Source organism: Pseudomonas sp. Root401, from assembly GCF_001425105.1.
Lineage (GTDB): Bacteria > Pseudomonadota > Gammaproteobacteria > Pseudomonadales > Pseudomonadaceae > Aquipseudomonas > Aquipseudomonas brassicacearum.
Genome location: NZ_LMDO01000023.1, coordinates 265270 through 287376, shown reverse-complemented (window position 1 = coordinate 287376; position 22107 = coordinate 265270). Strand labels below are relative to the sequence as shown.

The window sequence follows — 22107 nt, the reverse complement described above, 5'->3', positions numbered from 1 at the left end:
ACCTATGGATTCGGTGCTGCGGGCAACTGCGATTTACCTGGCATTGCTGGTGTTGTTCAAGATCGCCGGACGTCGGTCGCTGGCGGAACTCACCACCTTCGACTTCGTGTTGTTGATGATCATCGGCGAGGCGACGCAGCAGGCGTTGCTGGGGGATGACTTTTCGCTCACCAACGCGCTGACGGTGATCGTGACGCTGATCGCCATCGATGTGGGATTGTCGCTGCTCAAGCAACGTTCCCAATGGGTGTCACAACTGATCGATGGTGGCCCGACCGTCATCGTCGAGGACGGACGAATCCTCCAGGGCCGGATGCGCCATGCCCGGTTGGTAGAAGCAGACATCATGGAGGCGGCACGCTCGAGCCAGGGTATCGAGACCCTGGAGCAGATCAAGTTCGCGATCATCGAGCGCAACGGGAAGATTTCGGTGATTGCCAAGGAGCAGTCCTGAGTACCGTCGTCGTTCCAACACCGATTGTGCTGATCGTTCCCCCGCTCCGCGTGGGAATGCATCCCGTGACGCTCTGCGTCACACTTCAGAAACGGAACGCGGAGCGTCCCTGGCGGCATTCCCACGCAGGAACGTGGGAACGATCGAAAAAATGTTGCGCCTGGCTCAAAGTATCGGCTTACCCCCGGTAATCCCATAGCGCTCCCCGGAGATGTAGCTGGCTTCGTCCGAGGCCAGCAGCACATAGATCGGCGCCACTTCCACCGGTTGGCCGGGGCGGCCGAGCGGGGTCTGGGAGCCGAAATTCTGTACCTCTTCCTCGGGCATGGTCGCCACGATCAGCGGCGTCCAGATCGGTCCTGGTGCCACGCTGTTCACACGGATGCCCTTGGGGCCGAGCATTTGCGCCAGGCCGCCGGTGAAGTTGGCGATGGCGCCCTTGGTGGTGGCATACGCCAGCAGCGTCGGCTTGGGCATGTCGGAGTTGACCGAACTGGTGTTGATGATCGAGCCACCCGGCTTCATGTGCGGCACGGCGGCCTGGCAGATCCTGAACATCGCCGTGATGTTGATATCGAACGTACGCACCCATTCTTCGTCGGATATTTCTTCAAGACTTTCATGGGTCATCTGGAACGCGGCATTGTTGACCAGGACGTCGATATGCCCGAAGCGGGCGACGGTTTCATCGACGATTTTGTAGCACCGGTCTTTGTTCGCCAGGTCACCGGGCAGCAACAGGCATTGCCGTCCGGCCTGCTCGACCCAGCGCGCGGTTTCCTTGGCGTCTTCATGCTCGTCCAGGTAGGCAATCGCTACGTCCGCGCCTTCACGGGCAAAGGCAATGGCGACGGCGCGACCGATGCCGCTGTCGGCGCCGGTGATCAGGGCGATTTTGTTCGCCAATCGTCCAGAACCGGTGTAGCTCTGTTCGCCGCAGTCCGGGTAGGGGTCCATTTTCCGTTGGCTGCCGGGCACCGGCTGGCTTTGTTTCGGGAAAGGTGGGAAAGGGTATTCGACCATTGTCGTTCTCCATGCTTGGTTGCGATGGAGGGTTGACTGTGGGGTTTCGGGCAGAGTTCGGTCGGATTTTATTGCCAGTCGATGAGCGTGATGCCAGGCGTTTCGTCGGTGAATAGAGCGCTGCGACGAGCGTTGGATGACGCTGTGTTCTTCAATGAACGTACGGGTTTCGATAAGGAGCAGGACCATGTTCAGCCACATACAGATCGGTGCGCGCGACCTGCCGAAAATGGTCGCTTTCTATGATGCCGTCCTCGGCTGCCTGGGGCTGGAACGTATCGAGGGCGAACACGATTCGGGCCCGCCGGGGGAGGGTTGGCAGCGGCCCGGCAAGCATTGGCCGCAGGTATTCGTCCAGTTGCCTTTCAACGGCCTGCCCGCCACCTGGGGCAATGGCATGCAAGTGAGCTTCGCCGCTGACTCCCCGCAAACCGTGCGTGCTGCCTGGGAGCAGGCGATTGCCATGGGCGGCTCCGACGAAGGCCCACCCGGCCCGAGGCCGCAGTATTGCGAAGGTTATTTCGGGGCCTATTGCCGCGATCCGGAAGGGAACAAGCTGTGCTTTGTCCATGCGCCGGATATGCATGAATAAAGCACAGATCCATCATGGCCAGGAGCTTGTGTGGCGAGGGAGCTTGCTCCCGCTCGATTCTGTAAGAGCTGTGTAGGAGCTGTGTAGGAGCTGTCGAGTGCAACGAGGCTGCGATCTTTCAACTGCCCATTGAATCGAGAGCGAAAGATCAAGATCAAAAGATCGCAGGCTTCGCCAGCTCCTACAGGCGCCGAGGGAACAGCGATGGATCAGCCCCTGGCCTTCAGGCTACGCTCCATCCGCGCAATCCCTTCCTCCAGCAGCGCCCGCGGGCAGCCAAAATTCAAGCGCACGAACTGACCGGCATCGTCACCAAAATCCAGGCCGGCACTCAGCCCCACCTTGGCTTCTTTCAGGAAGAAGCCCTGCGGGTCATCCAGCCCCAACCCGGAGCAATCCAGCCAGGCCAGGTAAGTGCCTTGGGGCACGGTCATGGTGATGCCCGGCAGGCGAGAGTTCACCGCTTCGACCAGGTAATCGCGGTTGGCTTGCAGATACACCTTCAAGGCCTCTAGCCACGGGCCGGCTTCGCTATAGGCCGCGCGGGTCGCTTCAAGGCCCAGGGCATTGACGCTGTCGACCATACCGGCCCGGGCGCTGTTGACCCGTTCGCGCAGCTTGGCGTTCTGGATAATGGCGAACGAGGTTTTCAACCCGGCGATATTGAAGGCCTTGCTGGCGGACATCAGGGTGATGGTGCGCTCGGCAATTTCCGGGCTGAGGGACGCGGTCGGAATGTGCACGCGGCCGTCGAAGCACAGTTCGGCATGGATTTCATCGGAGATGATCCAGGCGTCCTGCTCCAGGCAAATGTCTGCCACGGCCTTGAGTTCCTGGCGGTCAAACACCTTGCCCAACGGGTTGTGAGGATTGCTCAGCAACAGCGCGCCACCGCCCTGCAATGCGTCGCGCAATGCCGCCAATGGCGTGTGGAATTCACCGTTGACCGGGTTGAATGGCAATTCCACTTTGTTCAACTGCCAGTGACCCGGGGCGTTGCGCAGCGGCGGGTAGTTGGGCACCTGCACCACGACATTCTGCTGGGGTTCTACCAAGGCATGCAGCGCCATGTTGAAACCCGGTTCGACACCCGGCAGGAACACAATCTGCTGGGGCTCGACGCGCCAGGCGTACTTGCTCCACAGGTCGGCCACGATGGCGGCACGCAGATCGTCCTGGGCCACGCTGTAGCCCAGCATCGGATGTTCCAGGCGCTTGTGCAGCGCGTCGATGATCACGGACGGGGCGGGGAAGTCCATATCAGCGACCCACATCGGCAACACATCGGCCGGGTAGCGGCTCCATTTGGTACTGCCGGTGCCGTGGCGCTCCACTACCGTGTCGAAATCGAAAGTCATGGGGGTTCCATCAGTCAGTCATGAGATGGCGAACATCATAAAGCAAAGGCCAGTGAGAAAAGCTTGGTGGCGTAGTGCCACCAACTGATGATAATCAGTTACAGTTCACTGTCGAAACGCCGCCAAGACGTGAACGGCATTGGTAACGGACCCTCCAAGTCTCTGAAAAGGACGACCCCATGACATCGCCCGTGCGCTTTAACGATCACCACCGTAAAGCCGATCGCATCATGTTGGGGCTGCTTTGGCTCACGTTGTTGTATTCCCTGAGCCTGGCATTCCTGCACTCGACGTTTACCCAGGCGCTGCTGGTCGGGGCGACAACCTGCGTGGCGAGCACCGGGCTTTATCGCGCCTTGGCGGGCACTCGGGCCATGCGTTGCATAATCGCGGTGGCGTTGATGGTCATGGCGGCATTGCACATCAACCAGACCCGGGGTGTGATCGAATTCCACTTCGGGATCTTCGTGCTGCTGGCCGTGTTGACGTTCTACCGTGACTGGCTGCCGATTGTCGTGGCCGCCGCCACCATTGCGGTTCATCACCTCGGTTTTCACTGGCTTCAACACCAGGGTTATCCGGTGTTCGTGATGGATACCCACGGTGGCTGGTCGATGGTCTTTCTCCACGCGTTCTACGTGGTAGTGGAAAGTGTGATCCTCATTTACCTGGCGAACCAGAGCCTGGCCGACGCCACGGAGAACCAGGATGTGCTCGATAAGGTTCTGGTGGCGGCCGCGCAATTGAGCAACGACGCTGGCAGGCAGCACAGCGAGGGCGTCAAGGTCTCGTCAAGCGAGCGTTTCGATCATTTCCTCCAGCAGGTCACCCAACTGGTGGACGGCGTGGTGCGCGACACCCGAAACCTCTCGGACCTGGGCCAGGACCTGTCCCAAGTCGGCCAGACCCTGGAAACCGGCGCCCGCCACCAACTCGACGAAGTGGCACAGATGAGCGGCGCGATCAGCCATATGGTCCAGGCCATGGAGAACATTGCCGGCCATGTCGACCAGACCTTGCAGCGCGCCGGCCAGGCCAACGAGCAGGTCAACCGCGGGCGCAGCACGGTTGACCAGACTCGAGAAGAGATCGTCGAACTGGCCGGGCGCATCAATCTGACCAACGAAACCGTGCAAGTTCTGGCCGAACAGGCGCAGCAGATCGGCCAGGTGCTGGATGTGATCAACGGCATTGCCGAGCAGACCAACCTGCTGGCCCTCAACGCCGCCATCGAAGCCGCTCGGGCCGGCGAGCAGGGTCGTGGTTTCGCGGTGGTGGCCGACGAAGTCCGGACCCTGTCCCAAAAGACCTCGACGTCCACCACGGAAATCCAGCAGATCATCGCCAAGCTACAGCAAGGCAGCCGCCAGGCCGCCGTCGCCATGCAGGACAGCCGCGACGGGGTGGAACGCTGCGTAACCGCCAGCCAACTCGCCTCTCAACTGCTCCACGCCGTGGTGGAAGACATCGCGGTGATCAACCACTTCAACGACCTGATCTCCACTACTACCCAGGAACAATCCAAGGCATCAATGGGCATCAATGAGCGTTTGCAAACTGTCCAGGCCGTGGCTGAGCGCAATGCCGACAACATTGGCATCCTGACTCGCAGCAGCCAGTGCCTGCCACCGTTGGCAGAGCGGTTGGCGGTGTTGGGGCAAGCCTTTCATGGCAAAGCCGGGACGGTCTGAGCGGCAGGATCCGCAGTGACGACCGCCCCTACATACCGGTAGCAAACGCCGGAGGATGTTCGAGGGCCAGCCGTATCTCGCGAAACGCAACTTCATACTGGCAGAGCATGCGCAACGCCCAATCAGCACGCCCCCGAATGCGATTGTCGTCTTCGTGGGGCGGTTCCTGGCCGTTGAGCATCGACTCCACCTGCCGAATGATCAGCTGTTCCGGCAAATACATGATCCGGCAATTCTTGTAGCTCGACGCACGCAGCTCGGCGATGGGATAGGCGCCGCCAAGTCCAGCCGAGACGCCCACCAACAGCGCGGGTTTGTGCCCGAGCTCATTGATTCCCGCATAGAGGAAGAAGTTCTTCAGCGCGGGGCAGGCCATGCCATTCCACTCCGGGCTGATCACGATCAGTGCTGTCGCTTTGGCAAGGATCGATTGGTGGGCACGCCACACCTCATCGCGGTCTTTTTCCGGCCAAAGCGGCAGGCGGCAGGCGGCCAGGTCAATCAAGTCGCTGGCGTCGCACAGGTTGAGATCCGTCAGTCGCTGGCGCAAATAGCGCGCCACTTTCAGCGACTGACTGTCCCCGCGGTTGGAACCCGACAGCACAACGATGTGGCGGCTCATTGCGTCACCTCCGGTTGTGCGCTGGCCTTGGGCGCGGTACGGCGTGAGCGCACGACAGGCCAGAACAATTCCTCTTGCCAACTGATCGGTGACAAATGCTCGATTCCATAGGCTGGCGGGCGTCGGCGCGTGATCTTTGCCGTCCCGAACAGCACATCCCATAGAAACAACAGGTTGCCGAAGTTGCCTTTGTAATGGGTGACACCGTCCTCGGCCGTCAAGCCATGGTGGGCAGAGTGGGTGGACGGGGTGGATATTATCCGCTCCAGAAGCCAGACCACAGGCCGCAAACCACGAACCCCATAAAGCTTGTCATCCCATGCAACGCTGCTGTGCGCCGCGAAAATAACAGTCATCTTGATGATCAGGTAAACGTAGTAGACCGGCGCGAGGCCCAGGTAGATCAGCATGCCGGACAGCCAGATCCCGGGCATGAGCAGGTAATAAAAACTGTTGTTGCGGTAAACGATCCGGACACTCATGTAGGGCGCGGAATGATGGGCGCGATGCAACGCATAGAGGGCGGGAACCCGGTGTGTCAGGCGATGCCACCAGTATTGAGTCATGTCGTCCAGCAACAGGAACAACACGAACCCGGCGGCCCAGGGGATCGCCACCAGCGCGTCTTTCATCTGCGGGGCAACCAGGCTGAGCAACTTGCCGCTCAGCCACATGACGGCGGGGAAGGTGATTGCAACCAGGATCCCGGAGCCGATGACTTCAATCAGTACATCACGCCTGCCGCCCGATGACTGGCGCAAGGCCGAGCAAGCAAGTTCCAGCAAAATGAAGGCGAGGAATATCCCGGCCACGACTGCAGAAGGATTATTGGCGAGCATTGTTGTATTCATGGCACTCTCGATTAAGGCCCCAGCGGGCAATGCCATTTCATTAGAAGCCAGCGAGTCAGCCCTCCCAATGCGCGAAACGGACAGAATCGAGCGAGAAGCGGTCAATCGTTCACCCCAACGCTTTCACCGGGGCAAATTGGGCCAGGTGCTGGAGCGTTTCCTGGACAGTCACGCTGGCGGGAGGCAAAAAGACTACAACCTGATCGAGCTGGATCAGCTCTGGCGCGAAGCGGCGCGCGTCGATCCGGCGATCGGCTTGAAACTGTTTGCGCAATTTACGCCTCAGGACTGGCACGTCCTGGCTTATCTTTGCCTGTACAGCCCTGACGTCTTGTCGGCCATGCAGCTTTGGGCACGCTACGCCGCGCTCGGCTCGGACACGGACACGGTGCGCCTGCTCAATGACGAAAACGGCCTGGGCGTCGAGTTGAGTGTCGATGCACCGGGGGATTTGGCGCGGTACGTCGTCGAGCACTACGGTGTGATGGCCGTTACGCAGTTACGGCGAGGAACGGGACAGGACATACAGCCGATTCTCGCCAGATTCGCCCATTCGCGGCCCTCGTATTACCAACAGTACAGCCAATGGTTTGGAGACCGTATCGAGTTCGACTGCCCGGACAACCGTTTCTATTTCGATGCCCCAAACGCACGCCTGCCGATGCAGACGCGTCATCACGGCATGTTGGAGCTGTTGACCCAGGAACTCGACCGCCGGGTTGCCGCGCACCGCAGTTTCTCCGGCTGGTCGGCCAGGCTGGCCGACGGTGTTCGGCGATCACTGGCCAAAGGCGAAACGCCAACGCTGGTCGATCTGGCGCAAGCACTGCACCAGACGCCGAGAACCTTGCGCAGGCGCCTTGAGGAACAAGGCACGACCTTCAGGCAGTTGCTCGACCAGGTTCGCGCTGAACTGGAGTTGCTCCTGGAAATGCAGGGCGAATCCCTGGCGCAGATCGCTGCTCAGCTGGGTTACAGCGATACGACCGCGTACCTGCATGCACGAAGCAGATGGCGTGCGGTGAAGTAAGGCAATCAGCGAGCCCTCCGGATACGAATGTATCTCTGTGTATCCAAGACCATTGTTGATACGGACGATTTCATTCAAGGCCGTCGCTGACACATGCGCGATACCTGGCCGACGTCAAATGAGCCCACCGAGACAGCCCAAGCCGTCTCACTGGCTCACCCCACGTCGGAGATAACGTCATGAACTGGAAAAACCTCAGCATCGCTTCCCTGTTTGCCGCACTGAGCCTTGGCGCTGTCGCGGCCAATGCCCAAGGCAGCATCAAGCCTCACACCTACATGTATGGCGACCACCTGGATGTCGCCAAGGTGCTTTCGGTCAAGCAAGGCTCGGGCTGCGGGGTCGTGGAGACACGCATGACCTACCTGGACTCGGCCGGCCAGATCCAGGCACTGGACTACAGCGCTATCGCCCAGGACTGCGCTCAGGACAATTGACCCCGGAACCGTGGAAGCGGGCCTGCCCCACGGCATTCTCCCGCCCCTGATACCTAGGTATCGATCGACACCTTCGTGCAATCGTCCCTGGGGTATCGCGGTGTTCTGATCAGGCCTGCGTGAGTCGGATAGATGCAACTGCCCATGGCCAGGTAAGCCGCGGGCAGTGATCCGCTCCGACAACGATCGCCAGGCCCGTGGGCCACTCACTCAAGGAGAGTCATCATGCTTGCAATTTCATCCGTTTGCGCCTGGCACCGTTGCCTGGTTCACACCGCCAGGGGCAGTGCGCTCAGTCTCGCACTGCTCGCTGCGAGCCCGGGGGCCTGGGCGGCCACCGTCGACGTCGCGCCAGCCGGCACGGTTCAATCGTCTCAATCCGAAGCCATCCGTCCATACCGCATCCATGTCGATGACGCGAAGCTGGCCGAACTGCGCAAGCGCATTGCCGACGCCCGTTGGCCAGACAAGGAAACCGTCAATGACGTTTCCCAGGGCGTGCAACTGGCCCAGGCACAGGACTTGGTGAAGTATTGGGGCAACGGTTATGACTGGCGCAAGGCCGAGGCCAGGCTCAATGCATTGCCAGAATTCATCACCACGATCGATGGTGTCGACATCCAGTTCATTCATGTGCGTTCGCGTCATCCCAACGCCATGCCGCTGATCCTTACCCATGGCTGGCCGGGTTCGCAGTTCGAGTTTCTCAAGACCATCGGCCCGCTGACCGATCCGACCGCTTACGGCGGTCGCGCCGAGGACGCTTTCGACGTCGTGATCCCCTCGATTCCCGGCCACGGCTTTTCCGGCAAGCCAACCGAGTTGGGCTGGGGCCCGGACCGCGTGGCCAAGGCCTGGGACGTGTTGATGAAACGCTTGGGCTACAGCCATTACGTGTCCCAGGGCGGTGATCATGGGTCGGTCATCTCCGACGCCCTGGGCCGCCTGGCGCCGCCCGGTTTGCTGGGCATCCATTTGAACATGCCGGCGACCGTGCCGCCGGAGCTGGTGAAGCCGATCAACAGCGGCGAACCGGCACCGGCCGGGTTGAGCGGTCCGGAACGCACTGCCTACAACTCGCTGAGCACCTTCTTCGGCCGCAATGCAGCCTACGGCGCGATGATGGTGACCCGGCCGCAGACCATCGGTTACCTGCTGGCGGATTCGCCCTCGGGTACAGCGGCATGGATGTACGAAAAGTTTGCCGCCTGGACTGACAGCGACGGCAAGCCGGAGCGTGTGCTCAGCCGCGATGAAATGCTCGACGACATCAGCCTGTATTGGCTGACCGACACCGGCGCATCGTCCTCCCGTTTCTATTGGGAGAACAACAACAATAACTTCAGTGCGGTGGCGCAAAAAACCATGGACATCAAGGTCCCGGTGGCGATCACCGTGTTCCCCCACGAAATTTACCAAGCCCCGAAAACCTGGGCCCAGCGAGCCTATCCATCGCTGTCCTACTTCAACGAAGTCAGCAAGGGCGGCCATTTCGCTGCCTGGGAGCAGCCGCAATTGTTCAGCGAAGAGTTGCGCGAGGCATTCCGTCCATTGCGCAGCGCCGCGAAAAACACCGTCGCCCAGACCGCTCATTAAACCTTTCCTGGCGGCTCCGAACCAGGAGCCGCTCACCCGCCATTCGTAAGGGAGACTCACATGGACACGACTCTGAACCACTCATCCGCACCGCGCCGTACTCGTTTGTTCACCCCAGCCATCCTGGTGTTCGCGATGATGCAATTGGGCGCCTTGGGCTTCGCTTCGTCGCAGGCAAACGCCGCCGATGTACCTGCCAGCACCATCGGCGCGATTACACCGGGTAGTCACACCTCGTTCGGCCCGTTGAAGCACGTCAAGGCCGGCCTGCTGGACGTTTCCTATGCCGAGGTCGGTCCCGCCGATGGGCCGGTGGTCATCCTGCTGCATGGTTGGCCCTATGACATTCACAGCTACGCAGATGTGGCGCCAGCGCTGGCAGAGAAGGGCTACCGCGTGCTGATTCCGTACGCCCGCGGTTATGGCGATACACGTTTCCTGTCGGCCAAGACCCTGCGCAACGGCCAGCCTTCTGCATTGGCAAGCGATCTGATTGATTTTATGGACGCACTGAAGATCAAGCAGGCCGTGCTCGGCGGTTACGACTGGGGTGCACGCACCGCCGACATTGTCGCGGCCCTTTGGCCGGAGCGGGTGAAGGCGCTGGTGGCGGTGAGTGGCTACCTGATCGGCAGCCAAGAGGCCGGCAAGACACCGCTGCCACCGGCCGCCGAACTGCAATGGTGGTATCAGTTCTACTTTGCGACAGAGCGTGGCCGCCTCGGCTACGAGAAAAACACCCACGACTTCGCCAAGCTGATCTGGCAGTTGGCGTCACCCAAGTGGAACTTCGATGACGCGACGTATGACCGAAGCGCCGCCGCTTTGCAGAACCCCGATCATGTCGCCGTTTCAATCTTCAACTATCGCTGGCGCCTGGGCCTGGTCAAGGGCGAGGCCAAATACGACGCGCTGGAAAAGAAACTGGCGACGTTCCCGTCAATCAGCGTGCCGACCATCACCCTGGAGGGTGATGCCAATGGCGCTCCTCATCCGCCCGCCGAAGCCTATGCCAAGCGTTTCACTGGCCAATACGAGCATCGCCTGATCGATGGCGGTGTCGGCCACAACTTGCCGCAAGAAGCGCCGCAGGCTTTCGCCCAGGCCGTGATCGATGCTGATCACTTGAAATGATTGGCGAAGGGAGAACCGCGATGAAAATCAAGCGACTGGCGATGGCCGCTGCTACCGCAGGGATCGCGCTGGGCGCTGCCGGTATCGCCCAGGGCGGCGCCGGCAGTGGTGATGCTTCGCCTATCTATGGTGTGAAGCTGCCCGAGGGTTATCGGCAATGGCAGTTGATCGCCCCGGCCCAGGAAGCCGAGCCCCTCAACGAGTTGAGAGCGGTGCTGGGTAATGATCGGGCCATCAAGGCTTATCAAAACTCCACGCTGCCGTTCCCTGACGGCACGGTGCTGGTGAAACTTGCCTGGAAACACGTCCAGTCGCCGGAATTCGAACCCGCGTCCATCCCCGGCGCGGCCACCACGGTGCAGGTCATGGTCAAGGATGCCAACAAGTATGCCTCCACCGGTGGCTGGGGTTTTGGCCGGTTTATCAATGGCAAGCCCGCCGATGAAGCACAACACCAGACCTGCTTCGCCTGTCACCAGGCACGTGTGCAGAACCACGACTTCGTCTTCACCCGATTCGCCCCTTAATTCTGTTATCCAAGGAGTTTTCAATGAAAAAAGTCATTGCCGTACTGGCGTGCAGCGCTGGTCTGTTCATCGGCGCCAACGCGTTTGCACAAACTGAAAAACCCACCGTGGTCCTGGTCCATGGTGCCTTTGCCGATGCATCAAGCTGGAATGGTGTCGCCAGGATTCTCGAGAAAGACGGCTACACAGTGGTGGCGGCGGCCAACCCTCTGCGCAGCGTGAAAAGCGATGGCGCGGCGGTGTCAGCCTTGTTGACCAGCATCAAGTCTCCCGTTGTGCTGGTCGGTCATTCCTACGGGGGCAACGTGATCAGCGAAGCGGCCAATGACCACGCCAACGTCAAGGCACTGGTCTACGTCAGCGCGTTCGCCCCCGAGGCGGGGGAAACCGTCGCCGGACTTGCCGGCAAATTCCCCGGCAGCACCCTCGGCCCAACCCTTGCCGCGCCTGTCCCGCTGACTGATGGCGGCAAGGACTTGTACATCCAGCAAGCCAAGTTCCACGACCAGTTCGCCGCGGATGTTCCCGCCGGACAAGCGGCCCTGATGGCCGCGACTCAACGGCCGGTCACGGAAGCGGCTTTGAACGAGCAGGCCGGGCCGCCCGCCTGGAAGCACATTCCGTCCTGGTACATCTATGGCGACAAGGACAAGAACATCCCGCCGCAGGCCATGGCGTTCATGGCCCAGCGTGCCGAGGCCAAGGCGGTGAAAGTGGTCAAGGGCGCGTCCCATGTGGTGATGGTTTCAAACCCCGAGCCGGTCGCTCGCCTGATTGAAACAGCCGCCGCGGCGAAGTGATGCCCTGGCCTGTGGACATAGACACCCAATGATCGGCGGATCGATCAAGGCAAGCCGCTGCGCCTGTCTTGATCGATTTTTCCTGTCGGTCGTGAATCATCAATTGAAGGGTTGGAAAAATGATTATTACCTCGCAACGTTTTACCGCCAGGATCGCCCTGGTCACCGGTGGCTCTCGCGGCATTGGCGCCGCAGTGGTCCGTCGCCTGGCCAAGGAGGGCGCGGCGGTTGCCTTCACTTATTCGGCATCCAAGGCCAGCGCCGAGGCACTTGTCTCCAGCATCGAGGGCGAAGGTGGCAGGGCATTGGCAATCAAGGCAGACAGTAGAATTGCCGAAGACATCGAGCGCGCCGTGACGACCACGGTGGCGCATTTTGGGGCGTTGAATATTCTGGTGAACAATGCAGGAATCCTGGCGCTTGGCTCGGTCGACGACTTCAGCGTCGAGGCCTTTGATGAGATATACACGGTCAACGTGCGGGCGGCCTACATTGCAGCCAAGGCGTGCTCCAAAGTCATGAACCGCGGAGACCGGATCATTACGGTTGGCAGCGTGGCGGGGGAGCGCACCGGCTTTCCCGGCTCGAGCGCCTATTCCATGAGCAAGTCCGCGCTCATCGGCATGGTCCGCGGCCTGGCCCTGGACTTTGCCCCGCGCGGCATCACTGTCAACAATATTCAGCCGGGGCCGACCGCGACCGATATGAACCCGGCCGACGCGCCCTACCTTGAACACCTGGTGGGTCTGGTTCCCTTGGGGCGCTTGGGGACGGCAGATGAAGTCGCTGGCATGGCTGCCTACCTGGCCAGCGATGACGCTTCATTTGTCACCGGTGCGAGCCTGACGGTCGATGGCGGTTACCTGGCCTGATGGATCGACTTTCAACTGGTCTGCAATGACGCAGGAGTGGCGAGCTCCTGCGTTTGGTATTGGCGTCAGCCCAGGTTTTCAATCGCCAGGGCAACGCCCGATCCATACGCGGGATCGGCCTGGGTGCAGTGACGGATATGGCGCTGCTTGGCCTCGGCCGAGGCCCCCTGGATGGATCGTGCGGTGTTGTCGAACAGGGCTTGCTGCTGCGCCTGGCTCATCAAGCGGAACAGGGCGCCGGGCTGGGAAAAGTAGTCGGTGTCTTCCCGATGGTTCCAGTGCCCGGCGCTGCCTTGCAACGGCAGTGGCGGCTCGCGAAAGTCCGGCTGCTCTGCCCATTGTCCATGGCTGTTGGGTTCATAGCCGATGGTGCTCCCCGCGTTGGCATTGGTGCGCATGGCGCCATCGCGGTGATAGCTGTTGACTGGGCATCGCGGGGCATTCACCGGTATCTGGTGATGATTGACGCCGACTCGATAGCGTTGTGCATCACCGTAGGAGAACAGGCGTGCTTGCAGCATTTTGTCAGGCGAGAAGCTGATGCCTGGCACGACGTTGGCTGGATTGAATGCCGCTTGCTCCACATCGGCGAAATAGTTGTCAGGGTTGCGGTTGAGTTCCAGCACGCCGACTTCCAGCAAGGGGTAATCGCTGTGAGGCCAGACCTTGGTCAAGTCGAACGGATTGATCGGATAAGTCTGTGCCGCTGCTTCGGGCATGACCTGGACGTAGAGCTTCCATTGTGGAAATTGTCCTTGCTCGATACTGGCGTACAGATCCCGCTGGGCGCTTTCACGGTCATCGCCCACCAGGGTGGCTGCCTGCATATCGGTGAGGTTGGCGATGCCCTGTTGGGTCTTCCAGGTGAACTTGACCCAGTAGCGCTCATTCGCCGGGCTGATGAAGCTGAAGGTATGACTGCCGAAGCCGTGCATGTGCCGATAGGATTGCGGCAGGCCTCGGTCACTCATGACAATCGTGACTTGGTGCAGTGCCTCCGGCAGCAGGGTCCAGAAGTCCCAGTTGTTCCTGGCGCTGCGCATATGGGTGCGAGGGTCGCGCTTGACCGCGTGATTGAGGTCGGGAAACTTCAGCGGGTCACGCAAAAAGAATACCGGCGTATTGTTGCCGACCAGGTCCCAATTGCCTTGTTCTGTGTAGAACTTGACGGCAAACCCGCGAATGTCGCGCTCGGCGTCAGCGGCTCCACGCTCGCCGGCCACGGTCGAAAAGCGTACGAAGACGTCCGTGCTTTTGCCGATGGTGGAAAACAGGCTGGCCTTGCAATAAGGGGTGATGTCGTGGGTAACGGTGAAGGTGCCGAATGCTCCCGAACCCTTGGCGTGCATGCGTCGTTCGGGAATGACCTCACGGTCGAAATGCGCCAGTTTTTCCAGCAACCATACGTCCTGCAATAACACCGGCCCTCGCGGGCCTGCAGTCTGTGAATTGTTGTTATCGACCACCGGGGCGCCGGCAGCTGTCGTCAGTTTTTTCATTGTCTGCTCCAAACGGTTATCGGGCGGCGCCGATGGCAGGCCGCCCTGGCCAGGCGGGTTCGTGAGGACTCAGGCCAAGGTGATTTCGACGTGAATGTTGTTGCGCGACAATTTTGAATAGGGGCAGGTGTGGTGCGCTGCGTCCACCAGCGCCTGGACCAAGGCGCGATCGAGGCCGGGGACGCTGATCTTCAGGCGGGCCTGAAGGAAGTAATTGCCCTCTGCCAGGCACAAGTCCACTTGGGCATCGACGGTAACGTTGTCCGGCAGTTTGATTTTCTGGCGCCGTGCGACCAACTGCATCGCACCTTCAAAGCAAGCGGACCAACCTGCGGCGAACAGTTGTTCCGGGTTGGTGCCAGCGCCTGAAGAGCCTGGGCTTGAAAGTTGGATGTCGAGACGGCCGTCGTCGCTGCGAGAATGACCGTCCCGTCCGCCCGTGGTGTGGACGTTGGCGGTATAGAGCACGTTCTGGGGAGAGGTCGACGTGGGCATGGGATTGCTCCTTGATGAGAGTTGGGAAAATTCATCTCATCAAAAAGCCCTCTGCAGGATCCATTGTACGTAGGTGTCAGTTCGAACCGGATGACACGCTGAGGCGGCCATCGCTACGTACACGCGCCGCTACACTGATTGCTTCGGGCAACACCTAAGTATGATAGGCGGGCTATCCGCGTCGGGGCATCCTCATTGAACGGGACCGTGGGACAGGACGGGCATGGACAACCAATTCGAGCAAGTCATCGATCTGCTGCCGGGTGTGGCCTGGACCGCTCTCGCCGACGGCAGCGTCGACTACGTCAACCAATACTGGTGCACGTACACCGGCCGCCGTTGCGAAGACGCGATGGGGGCGGGCTGGCAATTGTCCGTCCATCCCGACGATCGAATCGAGGCGCTCGCGCGCTGGCAGGCCATCCTCAGCAGTGGCGAGCCACAGGACATCGAGGCCCGCCTGCGTCGCGCCGACGGTGTCTATCGCCGGTTCGTCCTGCGTCTGAATCCGCTGGCTAGCACCGCCCAAGCACCGCGCAAATGGTGTGGGTTATGGACCGACTTAGAGGGTTTTGGCGTCGTGGCCCGGCCAGCGGGCAAAGTCGATTCTGAATTGCGTGCGCTGATCGATAGTGTCCCGGCGCTGGTGTCCCTGATGACACCCAGCGGCGAACTGGAATGCGTCAATGTCCATAACCTCCAATACATGGGCACCACCCTGGAAGCGCTCAAGGAATGGGCGACGAGTGAAATCATTCATATCGACGACCGCCCTGGGGTCATCGATAGCTGGGCCCGGGCGATATCGACTGGCGAACCCTATCGCCAAGAGCTGCGCATCCGCCGTGCGGACGGTGCCTATCACTGGTTTGTCGCCAATGGCATGCCGATGCGCGATGAAAGCGGGCGTATCAATCGCTGGTGGATCATCACGCTCGACATCGACGAGCAGAAGCGCGACAAGGCCCTGATCGCCAAGGCGCTGGCTGAAATCAGCGCGTCGGAAGGCCGGTTGCGCAGCATCATCAATGCAGTCCCCGGTTTTGTCTGGAGCGCTACGCCCGATGGCAATGCCAGTTTTCTCAACCAGCGTTGGTGCGACTACACCGGTATTGCCCTGGAGCAGGCGTGCGGGACGGGCTGGATGCCAACCATTCACCCGGATGATGGCGATGCACTGCAGGCTTACTGGCAGACACTGGCCTCTGGCGAGCCGGGTGAGTTCGAGGCCAGGCTGCGGCGTTTTGATGGCATCTTTCGTTGGTTTTTGATCCGGATGGTACCGGAGCGCGACGGGGCGGGACGGGTCGTGCGATGGTATGGCGAGAACACCGACATCGAGGACCGCAAGCGCGCTGAAATGCTCCTGGCGGGAGAAAAACGCCTGCTGGGCATGATCGCAGGCGGAGCACCTCTGAAATTGATACTCGAAGCATTGTGCGAGTTGGCTGAGGCAAGCTTCGATGGCGGAGTCTGCAGTCTGGTGCAATTGGACATGAAACATCCGCCGCAAATGCTGCCGGGCGCCGCACCGCACCTGCCGGCGAGCCTGATGGTGGGTGTCGATGGGAGTCCGATGAATGAGGACCTGTGCCCCGACGCCTGGGTAGCGATCCACAATGAACAGGTGATTTGCAGCGACCTGGGGCGGGAAACCCGCTGGCCAACGTGGTGTTCCAACGCAGTGGCCCAAGGCCTGCGAGCTAGCTGGTCGACCCCCATCAGCTCTATCAACGGCAATGTCACCGGCGTGCTTTCGATCCTGTACCGCAAACCGACAATGCTTGGGGACGATCAGCAGAACCTGATTGCCCAGTTTACTCAAATGGCGAGTATCGCCATTGATCGGGCACGGGGCGAAGCTGCGCTGCGCCAGAGCGAGGCGTTTCTCGCCAGGGCCCAACGGCTCAGCTCGACGGGGACGTTTTCGTGGCGGGTCAGCTCGGACGAAATCACCTGGTCCGAAGAAATCTATCGAATACTGGACCTGGACCCGGGGGTCAAGCCAACCTTCGCCTTCATCTACACCCGCATCCATCCCGACGACGTCAGTACCTACAAGGAGATGATCAGGCGCCAGCGCCAAAAAGGTCAGGATTTTGAACATGAACATCGCCTGTTATTGCCGGATGGGACGACCAAGCATGTGCACCTGGTTGCCCACGCAATGAGGGATGAAGAAGGCGAGCTGGAATACATCGCCGCGTTGCAAGACGTCACTCAGCGGCGCCTTTCCGAAGCGGCGCTTGGTAAGGTCCGTTCGGAGCTGACCCATCTGGCCAGGGTGGCGAGCCTTGGCGCGTTGACCGCGTCGATCGCCCACGAGGTCAATCAGCCGCTGGCGGGTATTGTCACCAACGCCAGCACCTGCCTGCGCATGCTCGGTGCGAAACCACCGAATGTCGACGGCGCCCTGGAAACGGCGCGGCGCACCATTCGCGATGGCAATCGAGCTGCCGATGTGATCAATCGATTGCGCAGCTTGTTCTCGAAAAACAGCATCTCGCTGGAGGACGTGGACATCAACGAAGCGGCGCGTGAGGTGATCGCCCTGCTGCTGGGTGAGCTGCAGCGAAGTGGGGTGGTCTTGCTCCCGGAGTTTGCCGATGGCCTGCCACCGGTCAAGGGTGATCGCGTACAGTTGCAACAGGTCATTCTCAACCTGATCATGAATGCCAAGGAGGCGATGAGCACCATTGTCGATCGCCCGCGGCACCTGCAGGTCACTACTGGCGTGCAAGGCCGTCAGGTTTATCTTGAGGTCAAGGACAACGGCAGCGGCTTTGAGCTTCAGGACGCAGAACGGCTGTTCAATGCGTTCTACACGACCAAGCGCTCGGGTATGGGGATCGGTCTGTCGGTCAGCCATTCGATCATTGAAAAGCATCATGGTCGGCTTTGGGCCCGCGTGAACGATACCGAGCCCGGCGCAACTTTTCGTTTTACGATTCCACACCTGGGCGAGCTTGATCGGAACATGCGCCTCGAGAGCGTCCTCAAGCCGGACAGTGTCGAGGCCGCCGATCACGCCAGAGAGGGTTTTTAATGGACACGCCTTTACTCGTATCGGTAGTTGATGACGATGAGTCCGTGCGCGAAGCCTTGCCGGACTTGCTCAAGGAGTTCGGCTTCGCGGTTCAGGCATTTTCATCGGCGCAGGTGTTCCTGGCGTCCGGATACGTCAACCAGACTCGCTGCCTGATCCTGGATGTCGCCATGCCGGGCATGTCCGGGCCAGACCTGCAAAAAGAACTCGCCTTGCGTCACCTGCCCATCCCGATCATTTTCATTACGGCCGTCGGCGATGCGGCATTGCGCCCGCATCTCATGAGCCTTGGCGCGGTGGAGTGCCTGATGAAGCCCTTCAGCGAGGCGGCGCTGCTCAAGGCCCTCAGCGCCGCGCTGCCGGTCGGTTGATCACCCATACAATCCAAGGAGGTGACCTGTTGAACGCAAACAGTGAATTAGCCCCTGTACACCCAAGCGCGGCGGCGAACAGCGCACCCATCGTGTTTGTCGTGGACGATGATATTTCGGTACGGGAGTCGCTGGAGTTGTTGATCGGCCATGCGCAGTGGCACCCGCAGCTATTTGAGTCGGCTCAGGCTTTCCTGGCCCAGCCGCGTCCCGCGGTGCCCAGTTGCCTGGTGCTTGACATTAACCTGCCGGACCTCAATGGCCTGGATTTGCAGAGCGCCATCGCCGACGACCGCCCCCTGATGCCCATTATTTTCATCACCGGCTACGGCGATGTCCCTCGTTCGGTGCGCGCCATGAAAGCCGGGGCGGTGGAGTTCCTGACCAAGCCCTTTGACGACGAAGTGCTGCTGCGCGCCATCGCAGGCGCCCTGGAGTGCAGCCGTGCCGCCCTGGATCGGGAGAGCCACCTGCGTGAACTCCGTCAGGCCTATGCAACATTGACACCCCGTGAGCAAGAGGTCCTGGCAATGGTCGTGGCTGGGCGCATGAACAAGGTGATCGCGTCGGACCTGGGTATCAGCGAGATCACGGTCAAGGCCCATCGCGGCAAGGTCATGCGCAAGATGAAAGCCCGTTCTCTGGCCGACCTGGTGAAAATGGAGGCTCAACTGATGCTCGTAGCCAACTGAGGCGGTCACGGATGGGCGGCGATTTTCAGTTCTTCGTCGGTGCCGGCTGATCCAGTCCGGCCGTTTCGGCCAATGTTCGTTGCCACAGCTTGTGCAATTGACGCAGGTCCAAGGTGTCGTGGCCTTCGTTCATCCGCTCGTGGCAATCACTTAGAAGCGCCTTGGCCTGCGCCGCATGACCCTGCTCCAACCACACACTGGCAAGGTCCATCGACGCCCTCAATTCCCATGACCGGGCGCCTTGCTGCTGGCTCAGGGTGATCGACTCCTGGAGCGTGCCCAGCGTCTCGACGACATTGTCAGGGGCCAGCGTCTTGAGGATTGAAGCCTTGATCCGCAGCAGCTCGGGCAGGGCGTAGGCATCGCCGCTACGGCGGCAATGTCTGATCGTGGTCTCGACTTGTGCCAGTGCTTTTTCATGTTGGCCGTCCAGGACCAGACCTTCTGCCAAGGACGTCTCGAAGGCCGTGGTCAGCAACTCGTAGCGCATGCCTTGCAGTCGCGCCAGGCTTTCCTCCAGCAACGCAACCGCATTGCCCGGACGCCCGGCGCGTATCGCGATGGCCCCTTGCAAGCCCATGGCCGCCGCGATATAGGGAGCCAGTGCATTGGCCTCGGCAATGTGAGTGAACGTCTCAAGACCCGTGCTGGCCTTTTCCAGGTCGCCGGTCCAGATATAGATCCCAAGCGTCCACACCAGCGCGATGCAATAGGTCACCGAGTGCTCCAGTGCCGCGGCTTCCGCTTCGACCTGTTCGGCCCAGCGCCTGGCCTGGTCGGGAAAACCCAACAGCCAAAGCGTGCGCGCCAAGGCCAGCCCGGTGCGGTTACGGTGGTCAAATCCGTAATGAAGGGTGTTGCTGCGTTCGGACGGCAGGCTGTTGCGCAGTGATCGTTCGAGTTCCTTGCGGGCCAGCTTCTGGTTCCCCAGCAGGTGATGGCAAATGCCCGCCAACGAGGCGGCTACCGCAACGGCTTCGGGTTTGCCGATGAGGTTGCCCACTTCGACGGCCTGTTCGGCCCAGGCCAATGATGAAGGGAAGTCGCCGATTCGTTCGGAAAAGATTTGCAGGCGACCGAGCAGCCTCAGGCAAGACCAGTGGTCACCCAGCGCCTGCGCGATATGCAGCGCCCTGAGCAGGGCCTTTTGTGCCGCTTCGCTGTTACCCAGGGTGAACATCAGCACCAGCCCCAATGCTGCTTGCAGCTCCATTTCGGTGGAGGTGCCGAAATATCCCAGTTCAAGCAATTCGGTCGCGCGGGAGCACCAGGTTCGGCACTCGGCCATCAGCGAAAAATGCAGGAACAGCGGTGCGCTAGCCGCGGCCAGGGGTAGCGCCAATCCTGGATCCCCCTGAGGACCGAAACTCCACTCGAGCGCGTTTCTGATATTGCCCAACTGATTGGCGAGTCTCGCCGAGCCCTCCATGATTTCATCCGGCGTGGTGCCGAGGCGGCCGAGAAGCCCCATGAAATAGGCCGCATGCCTGAATGACAACCCATGGTTTTCCACGGTCGAACGGTTGGCGAGCTTTTCACGCGCATAGGCGCGGGTCATTTCAAGCAGACGGTAAGTGGCTATTGCATCGCTGTGGTCGACGCTGACCAAGCCCTTTGAGGCCAGGTCGTCCAAGGTAGCGGCAGCCGTGACGACGTCGATTTGCCCATCGGCGAGGATCTGTGAGGCGGCTTCCAAGGAAAACGGTCCGACGAAGATCGCCAAGCAATCGAACACGTATTTTTCTTGCTCGCCGAGCAGTGCGTAACTCCAGTCGAGCATGGCCCGGAGCGTCTGGTGGCGTGGCAACGCCGTTCGCCTGCCGGACCAGCCCAGAGAAAACCGTTCACCCAGCAAGGCATGGGTGGCATGCACCCCGTGCGTGGCCACGCGTACAGCCGCGAGCTCGATGGGCAGCGCCATGCCCTCGAGACGACGACAGATATCGGCAATCATCTGTGCATCGCTGGCGTCCAGGTGCAGCGACGCATTCCCCGACGATGCACGCTCGACAAACAGTTTAACGGCCGGGTAGGCCAGCAGTTCATCGGTATTCAGGGCGTGTACCTCGGCCGGAAAATCCAGCGGGTTGAGCCGGTACACCTGTTCGCCAAGGCTGCGCAGCGGTTCGCGACTGGTCGTCAGTAGCCCCACCTGGGGAGCTGCGTCCCTTATCTGCTCGACAATCGCCGAAACAGCATCGATGAGGTGTTCGCAATTATCGATGATCAACACCAGCCGAGCGTCCCGCAAATGGGCCAGCAGTGCGAAAATCGTGTCTTCGGCCTGCACAGCAATACCCAGCGAGGCCGCGAGAGAGGAGGGTACGAGGGCGGCATCCTCTACCTGTGCCAGGTCGACAAACCGCACTCGCTCATTGCACTCGGCGGCAAGCCGATGACCCACCTCGACGGCCAGGCTGGTCTTTCCGACGCCACCGGGACCTACGATGGTGAACAGCTCGGGAGCCTGCAGGCGCTCAACGATCATCTGTATATCGTCGTCCCGGCCGATCAGCCTGGTACGTGCTGGCAAGGTACCGACAGCGCTTGTGAAACGCTTGTTCCCGGTTTGTGTGGCGCGCGCAGGGGGCACAAGGGATGGATTGGGTTGCCGCCGTTCCAGGGAAGCCACAAAAGCGTAGCCAACGCCCACCTGGGTAGCGATATAGCGCGCCCCCGCTTCTCCGTCACCGAGGATCCGGCGTAACCCCGTCATGTGGAAACGCAGGCTGCCTTCCGATACCACACTATCGGGCCAGACCAGCTTGATCAGTTCTCGCTTGGACATCACCCGCCCGGGACGCTCGAGCAATGCAATCAGCAAGTCCAATGCGCGCCCGCCGATGTCGACGGTAGAACCGCTTTGCGTCAGCAGTCGCTTGCCCGGCGTGACGCAGAAGGGACCAAAGGCGAATTGCAGGTCCAAGGATTCGTGCAAATCGTCTGGGGCGATCGCCACAAGGATTGCTCTCAACAAGATAGGAAAGTGTCCGCGATGTAGGACGAATCCTACGCGC

The 22107-nt window shown here is 60.7% G+C and carries 20 protein-coding genes; 13 read left to right on the top strand and 7 right to left on the bottom strand.

The annotated features are described in order from the left end of the window. Positions 1-4 precede the first annotated feature (4 nt). Entirely contained in the window at positions 5-454 is a 450-nt protein-coding gene (locus ASC85_RS18365) for a DUF421 domain-containing protein (RefSeq protein WP_057450803.1), read from the top strand. A gap of 165 nt (positions 455-619) precedes the next feature. On the opposite strand, the gene ASC85_RS18360 is transcribed toward ASC85_RS18365, so the two are convergent. After that, a complete protein-coding gene (locus tag ASC85_RS18360) occupies positions 620-1477 on the bottom strand; it encodes an SDR family oxidoreductase (protein ID WP_057450802.1) in 858 nt (285 codons plus the stop codon). Between the two features lie 187 nt (positions 1478-1664). Between ASC85_RS18360 and ASC85_RS18355 the strand changes: the two genes are divergently transcribed. Next, positions 1665-2069 (top strand): VOC family protein, encoded by a 405-nt coding sequence (locus tag ASC85_RS18355; RefSeq protein WP_003201811.1) that lies wholly within the window; start codon positions 1665-1667, stop codon positions 2067-2069. A gap of 209 nt (positions 2070-2278) precedes the next feature. Here ASC85_RS18355 and ASC85_RS18350 read toward each other — a convergent pair whose 3' ends face one another. Beyond that, entirely contained in the window at positions 2279-3427 is a 1149-nt protein-coding gene (locus ASC85_RS18350) for a MalY/PatB family protein (RefSeq protein WP_057450801.1), read from the bottom strand. Positions 3428-3606: 179 nt separating this feature from the next. Here ASC85_RS18350 and ASC85_RS18345 point away from each other — a divergent pair, with 179 nt between their 5' ends. Next, positions 3607-5118 carry a methyl-accepting chemotaxis protein gene (locus tag ASC85_RS18345; protein ID WP_057450800.1) on the top strand — a complete coding sequence of 504 codons (1512 nt, stop codon included), beginning with the start codon at positions 3607-3609 and terminating at the stop codon, positions 5116-5118. A 28-nt stretch (positions 5119-5146) separates the two neighbouring features. On the opposite strand, the gene ASC85_RS18340 is transcribed toward ASC85_RS18345, so the two are convergent. Continuing rightward, positions 5147-5740: an NADPH-dependent FMN reductase gene (locus tag ASC85_RS18340; RefSeq protein WP_057450799.1), complete on the bottom strand. Its 594-nt coding sequence runs from the start codon at positions 5738-5740 to the stop codon at positions 5147-5149. After that, on the bottom strand, positions 5737-6591 hold the full coding sequence (locus ASC85_RS18335) for a sterol desaturase family protein (RefSeq protein ID WP_043042144.1): 855 nt from the start codon (positions 6589-6591) through the stop codon (positions 5737-5739). Before ASC85_RS18335 ends, ASC85_RS18340 begins: the two co-directional genes overlap by 4 nt. Before the next feature lie 67 nt (positions 6592-6658). On the opposite strand from ASC85_RS18335, the gene ASC85_RS18330 reads away from it, so the two are divergent. The 7 genes from ASC85_RS18330 to ASC85_RS18300 all read left to right on the top strand — a co-directional run bounded on the left by ASC85_RS18330 (position 6659) and on the right by ASC85_RS18300 (position 12987). Beyond that, positions 6659-7621 (top strand): AraC family transcriptional regulator ligand-binding domain-containing protein, encoded by a 963-nt coding sequence (locus ASC85_RS18330; RefSeq protein ID WP_057450798.1) that lies wholly within the window; start codon positions 6659-6661, stop codon positions 7619-7621. Between the two features lie 179 nt (positions 7622-7800). Further along, positions 7801-8058, top strand: coding sequence for a DUF2790 domain-containing protein (locus ASC85_RS18325; RefSeq protein ID WP_057450797.1), 258 nt, complete (start codon positions 7801-7803; stop codon positions 8056-8058). A 225-nt stretch (positions 8059-8283) separates the two neighbouring features. Beyond that, positions 8284-9654, top strand: coding sequence for an epoxide hydrolase family protein (locus ASC85_RS18320; RefSeq protein ID WP_057450796.1), 1371 nt, complete (start codon positions 8284-8286; stop codon positions 9652-9654). 60 nt (positions 9655-9714) lie between these two features. Then, positions 9715-10788, top strand: a complete 1074-nt coding sequence (locus tag ASC85_RS18315) for an alpha/beta fold hydrolase (protein ID WP_057450795.1) — start codon at positions 9715-9717, stop codon at positions 10786-10788. Positions 10789-10808: 20 nt separating this feature from the next. Continuing rightward, a complete protein-coding gene (locus ASC85_RS18310; RefSeq protein WP_057450794.1) occupies positions 10809-11315 on the top strand; it encodes a cytochrome P460 family protein in 507 nt (168 codons plus the stop codon). Between the two features lie 23 nt (positions 11316-11338). Then, positions 11339-12115, top strand: a complete 777-nt coding sequence (locus ASC85_RS18305; protein ID WP_003201829.1) for an alpha/beta fold hydrolase — start codon at positions 11339-11341, stop codon at positions 12113-12115. Between the two features lie 125 nt (positions 12116-12240). Beyond that, complete coding sequence (locus tag ASC85_RS18300; protein WP_201785302.1) at positions 12241-12987, top strand: 3-oxoacyl-ACP reductase family protein; 747 nt, start codon at positions 12241-12243, stop codon at positions 12985-12987. A gap of 65 nt (positions 12988-13052) precedes the next feature. On the opposite strand, the gene ASC85_RS18295 is transcribed toward ASC85_RS18300, so the two are convergent. Together ASC85_RS18295 and ASC85_RS18290 are read right to left on the bottom strand one after the other, a co-directional pair. Then, positions 13053-14486: a catalase gene (locus tag ASC85_RS18295; RefSeq protein WP_057450792.1), complete on the bottom strand. Its 1434-nt coding sequence runs from the start codon at positions 14484-14486 to the stop codon at positions 13053-13055. 69 nt (positions 14487-14555) lie between these two features. Then, positions 14556-14981: an organic hydroperoxide resistance protein gene (locus tag ASC85_RS18290; RefSeq protein ID WP_057450791.1), complete on the bottom strand. Its 426-nt coding sequence runs from the start codon at positions 14979-14981 to the stop codon at positions 14556-14558. A gap of 223 nt (positions 14982-15204) precedes the next feature. Here ASC85_RS18290 and ASC85_RS18285 point away from each other — a divergent pair, with 223 nt between their 5' ends. From ASC85_RS18285 to ASC85_RS18275, 3 genes are read left to right on the top strand one after another with little or no spacing between them, the layout of a single operon-like run. Then, a complete protein-coding gene (locus ASC85_RS18285) occupies positions 15205-18027 on the top strand; it encodes a PAS domain-containing protein (protein WP_082534407.1) in 2823 nt (940 codons plus the stop codon). Then, positions 18027-18398, top strand: a complete 372-nt coding sequence (locus ASC85_RS18280) for a response regulator (protein ID WP_057450790.1) — start codon at positions 18027-18029, stop codon at positions 18396-18398. Before ASC85_RS18285 ends, ASC85_RS18280 begins: the two co-directional genes overlap by 1 nt. A 29-nt stretch (positions 18399-18427) precedes the next feature. Further along, the gene (locus ASC85_RS18275) at positions 18428-19090 is read left to right on the top strand and encodes a response regulator transcription factor (RefSeq protein WP_057450789.1); all 663 of its coding nucleotides are present in this window, start codon (positions 18428-18430) and stop codon (positions 19088-19090) included. A 25-nt stretch (positions 19091-19115) separates the two neighbouring features. Here ASC85_RS18275 and ASC85_RS18270 read toward each other — a convergent pair whose 3' ends face one another. Beyond that, entirely contained in the window at positions 19116-22049 is a 2934-nt protein-coding gene (locus tag ASC85_RS18270; protein WP_057450788.1) for an ATP-binding protein, read from the bottom strand. Positions 22050-22107 lie beyond the last annotated feature (58 nt).